8 protein-coding genes and 1 tRNA gene are annotated in these 8,433 nt (G+C 74.9%); 3 read left to right on the top strand and 6 right to left on the bottom strand.

The genetic code is table 11. The features are described 5' to 3' along the window. Positions 1-169 precede the first annotated feature (169 nt). The gene (locus ACFWAR_RS38735; RefSeq protein ID WP_385788230.1) at positions 170-1,183 is read left to right on the top strand and encodes a glycosyltransferase family 2 protein; all 1,014 of its coding nucleotides are present in this window, start codon (positions 170-172) and stop codon (positions 1,181-1,183) included. Between the two features lie 23 nt (positions 1,184-1,206). On the opposite strand, the gene ACFWAR_RS38730 is transcribed toward ACFWAR_RS38735, so the two are convergent. From ACFWAR_RS38730 to ACFWAR_RS38720, 3 genes are all read right to left on the bottom strand, one after another. Continuing rightward, positions 1,207-2,553, bottom strand: a complete 1,347-nt coding sequence (locus tag ACFWAR_RS38730; RefSeq protein ID WP_385788227.1) for an APC family permease — start codon at positions 2,551-2,553, stop codon at positions 1,207-1,209. 10 nt (positions 2,554-2,563) lie between these two features. Further along, positions 2,564-4,012 carry a SulP family inorganic anion transporter gene (locus ACFWAR_RS38725; protein ID WP_385788224.1) on the bottom strand — a complete coding sequence of 483 codons (1,449 nt, stop codon included), beginning with the start codon at positions 4,010-4,012 and terminating at the stop codon, positions 2,564-2,566. A 237-nt stretch (positions 4,013-4,249) separates the two neighbouring features. After that, positions 4,250-4,738 (bottom strand): YajQ family cyclic di-GMP-binding protein, encoded by a 489-nt coding sequence (locus tag ACFWAR_RS38720; RefSeq protein WP_385788221.1) that lies wholly within the window; start codon positions 4,736-4,738, stop codon positions 4,250-4,252. A 270-nt stretch (positions 4,739-5,008) separates the two neighbouring features. On the opposite strand from ACFWAR_RS38720, the gene ACFWAR_RS38715 reads away from it, so the two are divergent. Beyond that, positions 5,009-5,090 (top strand) — tRNA-Tyr (locus ACFWAR_RS38715). Positions 5,091-5,195: 105 nt separating this feature from the next. On the opposite strand, the gene ACFWAR_RS38710 is transcribed toward ACFWAR_RS38715, so the two are convergent. Beyond that, a complete protein-coding gene (locus tag ACFWAR_RS38710) occupies positions 5,196-5,411 on the bottom strand; it encodes a DUF6458 family protein (protein ID WP_385788218.1) in 216 nt (71 codons plus the stop codon). 177 nt (positions 5,412-5,588) lie between these two features. Between ACFWAR_RS38710 and ACFWAR_RS38705 the strand changes: the two genes are divergently transcribed. Further along, a complete protein-coding gene (locus tag ACFWAR_RS38705; protein WP_385788215.1) occupies positions 5,589-6,026 on the top strand; it encodes a DUF3574 domain-containing protein in 438 nt (145 codons plus the stop codon). A 59-nt stretch (positions 6,027-6,085) separates the two neighbouring features. Here the strand turns inward: ACFWAR_RS38705 and ACFWAR_RS38700 are convergent, their stop codons facing one another. Both ACFWAR_RS38700 and ACFWAR_RS38695 read right to left on the bottom strand, forming a co-directional pair. Further along, positions 6,086-6,742: an SDR family oxidoreductase gene (locus tag ACFWAR_RS38700; RefSeq protein ID WP_385788212.1), complete on the bottom strand. Its 657-nt coding sequence runs from the start codon at positions 6,740-6,742 to the stop codon at positions 6,086-6,088. Between the two features lie 54 nt (positions 6,743-6,796). Next, a complete protein-coding gene (locus ACFWAR_RS38695; RefSeq protein ID WP_385788210.1) occupies positions 6,797-8,086 on the bottom strand; it encodes an amidohydrolase family protein in 1,290 nt (429 codons plus the stop codon). Positions 8,087-8,433 lie beyond the last annotated feature (347 nt).

Raw genomic sequence — 8,433 nt, 5'->3', positions numbered from 1 at the left:
GCGGTGGGCCGGCCCTTTTCGGTGGTCCGGGAGGTGGTTCGGAGCCCTTTACCGGCCCCTCACGGGGCGGGCCCCCGAGCGGGCGAAGGGGAGCGAAAGGGTTCCTTTGTACTATGATTTGCTGCTGATACCCAGGCACCATCAGGTCAAACCACGGGCAGGATTACCCATGTCGGAAGCGTCGTCCACGACGACACTGTCGGTTGTCGTTCCGATGTACAACGAGGAGGAAGCCCTCCCCGCGCTGGTGGAACGCCTGCGGCCCGCGCTCGACGGTACGGGTGTCAGCTACGAGGTCGTCGCCGTCGACGACGGCAGTGCCGACCGCACCGCCGCGCTGCTGGAGGAGTTCCGGGAGACCTGGCCCGAGCTGCGCATCGTCAAGCTGCGGGGCAACTCCGGCCACCAGGCCGCCCTGACCGCCGGTCTGCACAGCTCCAAGGGCGCGTACGTCGCGAGCATCGACGCCGACCTCCAGGACCCGCCGGAGAAGATCCCGGAGATGCTCGACCTGGCCGTCGCCGAGGGCCTCGACATCGTCTACGGCGTCCGCAGCGACCGCAGCACCGACACCGGCTTCAAGCGCCGCACCGCGGGCCTCTACTACTGGCTGATGCGCCGCATCGTCGGCAAGCAGGTCCCCTCGCAGGCCGGCGACTTCCGACTGCTCAGCCGCGAGGCCGTCGAAGCGCTCAAGGCGCTGCCGGACCAGCACCAGGTGTACCGCCTGCTCGTGCCGTGGCTCGGCTTCCCCAGCGGCGAGGTCACCTACCACCGCGACGAGCGCGTGGCGGGCGAGACCAAGTACCCGCTGAGCAAGATGATCCGGCTCGCGGTCGACAGCATCACCAACTTCTCCGCCGCCCCGCTGCGGCTGGCGACCTGGCTCGGCGTCTTCAGCTTCTTCTCCTGCTTCGTGCTGATGGCCGTGACCTTCGTCATCTGGCTCATCGGGCACACCGTCCCGGGCTGGACCTCGCTCTTCGTGGCGATGCTCTTCCTCGGCGGCGTCCAGTTGATATGCGTCGGACTGCTCGGCGAATACATCGGACGCATCTACACCGCCGTGCAGCGCCGCCCCACGTTCTTCATCGGCTACGACTCCGACGCCGCCCCCACCCCCGCCAAGGGGGCCGCGGCCAAGGGCTCCGCGCCCAAGGGCCGGGAGAACGCGGGCGTCTGACCGGGCCGCCCCCTCCCGTACCGCTACGTCGCCGGCCCGGATCCCGCAGGGGGTCCGGGCCGCCGTCGTGCGCGCGCGCCGTGCAGCAGCGCGCCCAGCGCCAGCACCCCCGCGCCCGCCACCGCCGAGGCCGGCGGCAGCGCGCAGGCCAGCGCCACGCACCCGGCCAGCCCCGCGGCCGCCACCACCCGCCCGCCGCGGTCCACCCCGAGGCCGCCCGCGCCCGGCCGCCCCGCGCCCCCGCCGAGCGTCCACGCCGCGGCGTTGGCGATCGCGTAGTACACGAGCACCCCGAAGGACGAGAAGCCGATCGCCCCCCGCAGGTCCGCGCTCGCGGCCAGCACCGCGACCACCGCCCCCACCGCCAGCTCCGCCCGGTGCGGTGTCCCGTGGCGCGGATGTACGGCCGCCAGCGCGCGCGGCAGGTGACCGTCCCGGGCCATCGCCAGCGCGGTCCGCGACACCCCCAGCACCAGCGCCAGCAGCGAGCCCAGCGCCGCCAGTACCGCCCCGGCCCGCACCACGGGCGTCAGCCCGCCCCACCCCGCGGCCCGCACCGCGTCGGCCAGCGGCGCCGCCGACCCGGCCAGCCCGTCGACCCCCAGCACCGACAGCACGGCCACCGTCACCGCCGCGTAGACGGCCAGCGCGATGCCCAGCGCCAGCGGCACGGCGCGCGGGATGGTCCGCCGCGGATCGCGGACCTCCTCGCCCAGCGTGGTGATCCGGGCGTAACCGGCGAAGGCGAAGAACAGCAGCCCGGCCGCCCCCAGCACCCCCCGCACGCCCCCGGCCCCGGCCGCCCCCGACCCGCCCCCGCCGAACGCCCCGGCGACGTCGGCCGCGCCGGAGGTCAGGCAGGCCGCCACGATCCCGGCCAGCACCGCCAGTACGACCGCCACGATCACCCGGGCGATCCGGGCCGACTTCTGCACGCCGCCGTACCCCGCGGCGGTCAGCGCCACCACGGCGACCACGGCCACCACGTGCTCCCGCCCGGGCCACAGGTACGCGCCCACCGTCAGCGCCATCGCCGCGCACGAGGCGGTCTTGCCGATGACGAAGGCCCACCCCGCCAGGTACCCCCAGAACGGCCCGAGCCGTTCGCGCCCGTACACGTACGTCCCCCCGGACGCCGGATGGCGGGCGGCCAGCCGGGCCGAGGACCACGCGTTGCAGGAGGCCACCACGGCGGCCACGGCGAGCGCGGCGAGCAGGGCGCCGCCCGCCGCCCGGGCCGCCGGGGCCAACGCGGCGAAGATGCCCGCCCCGACCATCGCACCCAGGCCGACGACGACCGCGTCACCCACCCCGAGGCTCCGCCGGAGCCCACCGCCGCCCGTACCCGTACCCGCCCGCGTCTGCGTCACGGCCGGGACCCTAGCCGAGCCCGGTGACGCCCCCGTGACCAGGAGCCGAAGCCGCGCGCTTCGCCCGCTGCGCCTGCCACCCGTCCAGCGCGGTCAGGCACGCGTGGTCGAGGTGGCGCACCCCGCTCAGGTCGAAGCGCACCGCCCGGTCGCCGGGCAGCGCGTCGAGTACGTCGAGCAGCCGCGGCAGCCGCAGGAAGCTGGCGTTGCCCGCCACCCGCAGGCACAGCACGTCCCCCTCCCAGACCTCCTCCACGTGCACGCTGGAGGTCTCCCAGGCCGCCTTGGCGACCGCGAGGACCAGCCCCACCAGCACCCCCTCGAAGAGGTTGGTCGCCACGATCGCCCCCGCCGTCGCCAGCAGCACCACCGCCTCCCCGCGGTGCGAGCGCCACAGCGCCGCCACCCCGCGCACCGGCAGCAGCTTCCACCCCGCGTGCAGCAGTACGCCGGCCAGCGCGGCCAGCGGTACGACGGCCAGCGCGTGCGGCAGCAGCACGGCGAAGAGCAGCAGCCACGCCCCGTGCAGCACCCGCGAGGCCCGGGTGCGCGCCCCCGCCTCGACGTTGGCGGCGCTGCGCACGATCACGGCGGTCATCGGCAGCGCGCCGAGCAGCCCGCAGACCGTGTTCCCGGCGCCCTGGGCGATGAGTTCGCGGTCGTAGTCGGTGCGCGGCCCGTGGTGCATCCGGTCCACCGCGGCCGCGCTGAAAAGGGTCTCGGCGGAGGCGATCAGCGCGAAGGCCGCCACCGTCCCCAGGGCGCCCGCGGAGCCCAGTACGGCGAACTGCCCCCAGCCCGGCGTCGATACGGCGTCCAGCACCCCCGTGACCTCCACCTTGGCCACCGGCAGCCGCAGCGCCGCGGTGGCTCCGGTCGCCGCCGCGACCGCGACGAGGGCCCCCGGCACCATCCGGGCCTGTTCCGGCAGCCGCCGCCAGCCCACCATCACCAGCACCGTGGCGACCCCGAGCGCGATGGCGGCCCAGTCGGCCTGCGCCAGCAGTCGCACGAGCCCCGCGAACTTCGCCAGTGTCCGCGCGGGCGCGTCCACCCCGGCCACGGCGTACAACTGCCCGGCGATCAGCACCAGCCCGATCCCGGCGAGCATCCCCTGGACGACGGCCACCGAGATCGCCCGGAACCACCGCCCCAGGCGCAGCGCCCCCATCGCCAGCTGGATCAGCCCGGCGGCGAGGACCAGCACCCCGAGCGCGGCCACGCCGTACGTCCGCACCGCCTCGAAGACCAGCACGGTGAGCCCCGCCGCCGGACCGCTGACCTGGAGCGAACTCCCGCGGAACCAGCCGGTGACCAGCCCGCCCACCACCCCGGTGACGATCCCCAGCTCGGCGGGCACCCCGGAGGCCACCGCCACTCCGACGCACAGCGGCAGCGCCACCAGCGCCACCACGACGGACGCTCCCACGTCCTGACGGAAAGTACCGTCCCCTGGCATTCGGGTCCCCCTGCCCACGCGGTGATCGATGCGCCCCAGCCTGGTGGGGCGCATCCCGCCGGGCCCAGTCCGCACCGAAGCCCCCCGGGGCCCGCGCGCCGCACGCGCCCCGCGCACACCCCGCCGAGCGCCGCCCGCGCCCCGGGCGCCACCCCTCGAACACCCGCCCGAACGGCCGAGGGCGCAACGGGGAGATCCCCATTGCGCCCTCGGCGGCCGTACCCGGTTGCCCGTGGGTCAGCGGTAGTTCACGAACTGGATCGCGAAGTCCAGGTCCTTGCCCTTGAGCAGGGCCTGGACTTCCTGGAGGTCGTCGCGGCTCTTCGAGGTGACGCGCAGTTCCTCGCCCTGGACCTGGGCCTTGACGGCCTTGGGGCCCTCGTCCCGGATGATCTTCGCGACCTTCTTGGCGTTCTCCTGGGAGATGCCTTCCTCGATCGTGGCGAAGATCTTGTACTCCTTGCCGGACAGCTGCGGCTCACCGGCGTCGAGCGCCTTCAGCGAGATGCCCCGCTTGACCAGCTTGGTCTCGAACACGTCGAGGACGGCCTTGACGCGGTCCTCGGAGTTCGCCTCCATGACGATCTTCTCGCCGGACCAGGCGATCGAGGCGCCGGTGCCCTTGAAGTCGTAGCGCTGCGAGAGTTCCTTGCCGGTCTGGTTGAGGGCGTTGTCGACCTCCTGCCGCTCGACCTTCGAGACGATGTCGAAACTGGAGTCGGCCATGTGCTGTGGCTCCTTGAAGTCGGCTGTGATGGCCCACAGGGGCACGCGCCGGACGTTCCCCGGCCGCGCCGTCAAGCCTAGGCCCTGTCTCCCGGATCGGACCGGACAGCCCGGGCGTCGGCGTCCGATCCGCCACCCGCACACCCCTGCGGAGCACGTCATCGGCCGCGCGGCGGAATCGGGTGGTGAAGCACCCCTGTCCATCGGGTATCGTTTACGTCGTTGCCAGAGAGCACCGCCGCAAGGCGGAAATCAAAGGCTTCCTCCCATGGCGGTGTGCCCGAGTGGCCAATGGGAACGGACTGTAAATCCGTCGGCTTAGCCTACCCAGGTTCGAATCCTGGCGCCGCCACGTGGTAAAGAAGTCCCCCTCCTTCGCGGAAACGCGCGGGAGGGGGACTTCTTCGTTCTCCGGGTCCGTTCTCCGGGAGCCGTCGGGCGGCACCGGGGCGGCGGGTCAGAAGACGTCCCGGCGGGTCTCCTCCACGACCGGGATCGCGCCCGCGGCGCGACGGCGCTTGTAGATGCTCGTGTACACGGCGAGGCCGATCGCACCCACCGCCATCATGATCAGACCGACGAGGGGGAGGTTGACGCTCTCCAGCTTCCAGTCGGTGGCGAAGGTGAGGATGGCGCCCACCACGATCAGGATGATGCATCCACCGATGCCCATGAGTTTCCTCCGCTGTTGGGTTGTCTGACGGCGCGGCTACCCGGCTTCGGCAGGTGAAAACGCCCCCGGGGCCCGGCGGTCGGGGCTCCGCGGCGGTCGGCGGGGGCCTCGGCCGGATGCCACGCGCGGGGCGCGGCGGCCGCAACGTCGCGGGCCGACGGTCGTTCACCCGGCGTGATGTGGACTACTGACACCCGCGGGAAGGTCGGCGGCGGGGTGCTGCTCGCCCTGCTCGGAGCGGGCATCCCGGCCCTGGTCGGGGCCGCGCTGCAAGGGCACACCGGCGATCCCTACCGCGAGACCCGGCTCTACTTCGGCACCGCGCGCCCCGGCGGGGCGCCGCCGGTCGCGGAGCGGGAGTTCGACCGCTTCGTCGACCGCGAGATCACCCCCGCCTTCCCCGAAGGGCTGACCGTGCAGCCGGGCCACGGGCAGTGGCGCGGGCCCGACGGCAAGGTCGTCAGGGAGGCCTCCTACGAGGTCGTCCTGCTCTATCCGGAGAAGGGCGCGGAGGAGCGCGGCGCGAGCGTCGAACGGATCCGCCGGGCGTACGAGAAGCAGTTCGCGCAGGACTCCGTGCTGCGCTCCGACGACCAGGTGAACGCCGACTTCTGACGGTCCGGCGGTCGGGCGGCCCGGCGGCCGCGCGGCCCGGCGGCCCCGCGGCCCGGCCGTCAGTTGCCGGCGACCGCCTTGACGGCCACCGCGACCGGCACGGTCCCCGACACCAGCTCCAGGGTCAGGCCGGCCGTCGCCGGCGTCTCCACCAGTTCGGCCAGCACGGCCGCCACGTCGTCGCGGGAGACCGGCCCGCGGCCCGTCGTCGCCTCCAGGCGGACCAGACCGGTCCCCGCCTCGTCGGTGAGCGCCCCGGGCCGCAGGACCGTCCACTCCAGGCCCAACCGGGTCCGTACGTGGTCGTCGGCCTCGCCCTTGGCGCGCAGGTAGACGTCGAAGACGTCGTCACCCGGGTGGTTCGCGTCCGCCCGGATCGAAGACACCATCAGGAACCGCGGTACGCGCGCCCTTTCGGCCGCGTCGGCGAACAGCACCGCCGCGCCCCGGTCCACGGTGTCCTTGCGGCCGACGCCGCTGCCCGGGCCCGCCCCGGCGGCGAACACCGCGACCTGGGCGCCCTGCAGGATGCCCGCGACGTGCTCGACGGTCGCCGACTCCAGGTCGCACAGGACGGGTTCGGCACCGGCCGCCCGGAGATCGTCGCCCTGTGCCGGATCACGGATGATCCCGGCGACCTCGTATCCGCGTGCGGCGAGCAGGCGCTCCAGCCGCAGCGCGATCTGACCGTGTCCACCAGCGATGACAATGCGCATGAGTCGACCGTACGACGACGCGCGCGCCCCCGCGCCCGAAGTCGGCCCCGACGCTCAGGGACCGGGCTCCGTACGGCCCTGCCGGGGCAGGTCGAGGGCGACCGCGACCGCCGAGTCGCAGTACTCGCGCACGGCGCTGGTACGGGCCACCACCCGCCCCCGGTGGATCACGATCCGGCTGTAGGCGAGGGACAGCACCGCCGCGATCCGCTCACCGCGCACGGCGAGCAGCTCCGCCGGGAACCCGGCCTCCACCCGGACCTCCGGCAGGCCCATCGCCTCCCGGGCCGCCGCGCTCACCGCGTGGTAGGCCTCCGCCGCCCGCAACCCGCCCTGCGAGGCCAGCAGGTACGCGGCCTCCAGCGGGTCCCCGCGACCGACCGGGTTCCCGGCGTCCCGCAGGGCCCCGCTGCCCGCCGCGACCCGCACCCCGGCCGCCCGCAGCAGTCGTACGGGCGCCGTGCGCAGCCCCCGCCGCTCCAGCGCCGCGCAGTCCCCCTGGGGCAGGCAGGTGACCCGTACGCCCGCCGCGGCCAGTTGGTCGGCGACGCGGGAGGCCGCGTCCAGGGGGAGCCGGGAGAGGCCGCCGCAGGGACCGATGGTGACGCCGGGGCGCAGCCCGCCGGCCATGGCCGCGAGCCGGGCGAGGCGGGCGGGATCGTCACCGTCCGTGTGCAGGTCCACCGGGCAGCCGTGCTCACCGGCCAGCTCCAGGACGGCCTCGACGAAGCCGGTCGGGTCGGGGTCGAGGTCCGGGCAGCCGCCGACGACGGCCGCGCCCATCTTGACCGCGTCGCGCAGCATCGCCAGCCCCTCGGCCCCCGCGATCCCGGTCAGCCGGCGGGGCACGGCGACCGCCGTGAGGTCGGCGAGCCCGCGCAGCGAGCGGCGGGCCTGGAGCACCGCCTCCATCGGGCCGAGGCCGTGCGCGTCGGCGACGCGGACGTGCGAGCGGATGGCGGTGGCGCCGTGGCCGAGCTGGAGCAGCGCCGCCTCGGTGGCCCGGCGCTGGACCTCGTCGGCCGTGTGGGACACGGGTCCTTCGCCGTCGGCGGTGAGCGCGGTGTCCCCGTGGGCGTGCGGCTCGGCGGGGGCGGGGAGCAGCAGGTAACCGGTCAGGTCGACCCGCGAGGGGGTGGGGGAGTGCAGGGTCCCGGCGGCGGCGACGGCCTGGATGCGACCGCCGCCGAGCCGCACGTCGACCGTGCGCCCGTCGAGGAGGCGGGCGCCGGCCAGCAGCAGGGTGGTGGCGTCGGCGGGGGCGGGAGCGGGGCCCTGGCCGCCGCCCTCGCCGCGGCCGCCGCGCGGGGAATGGGACGGCTGCGGCGGCTGGCTGTCGGACATCGCGCTCCTGCGGGGGCTCGGGCGGTTCCTGGGCCTCCGCGGCCGCGGCCCGCGGCCCAAGATCACGCAGCGTGTTCAGAGCCTAGGCTGCGGTGTCGTCCGCTTCGGGGAGGGGCGCAATAGTCGTACCGGTGTGGTGCCTCTGCCTGCGGGGGCGGGCGGAGCCGAAGTTCAGCCGTGTCGGCGATTGAGGCGCGGGCCCGGCCGGAGCCGAACCCAGCCTCGCCGCCGATTGAGGCGCGGGCCCGGGCGGAGCCTTTCCCAGCCTCGCCGGCGTTTGAGGCGCGGGTCCGGGCGGAGCCCGGGGCGGGCCGCCAGGCCCGTTGCCCCTGCGGGGCCCCTGGGGC

The organism is Streptomyces sp. NPDC059917 (assembly GCF_042730635.1).
Lineage (GTDB): Bacteria > Actinomycetota > Actinomycetes > Streptomycetales > Streptomycetaceae > Streptomyces.
This window is presented reverse-complemented; position numbering and strand designations above follow the sequence as displayed.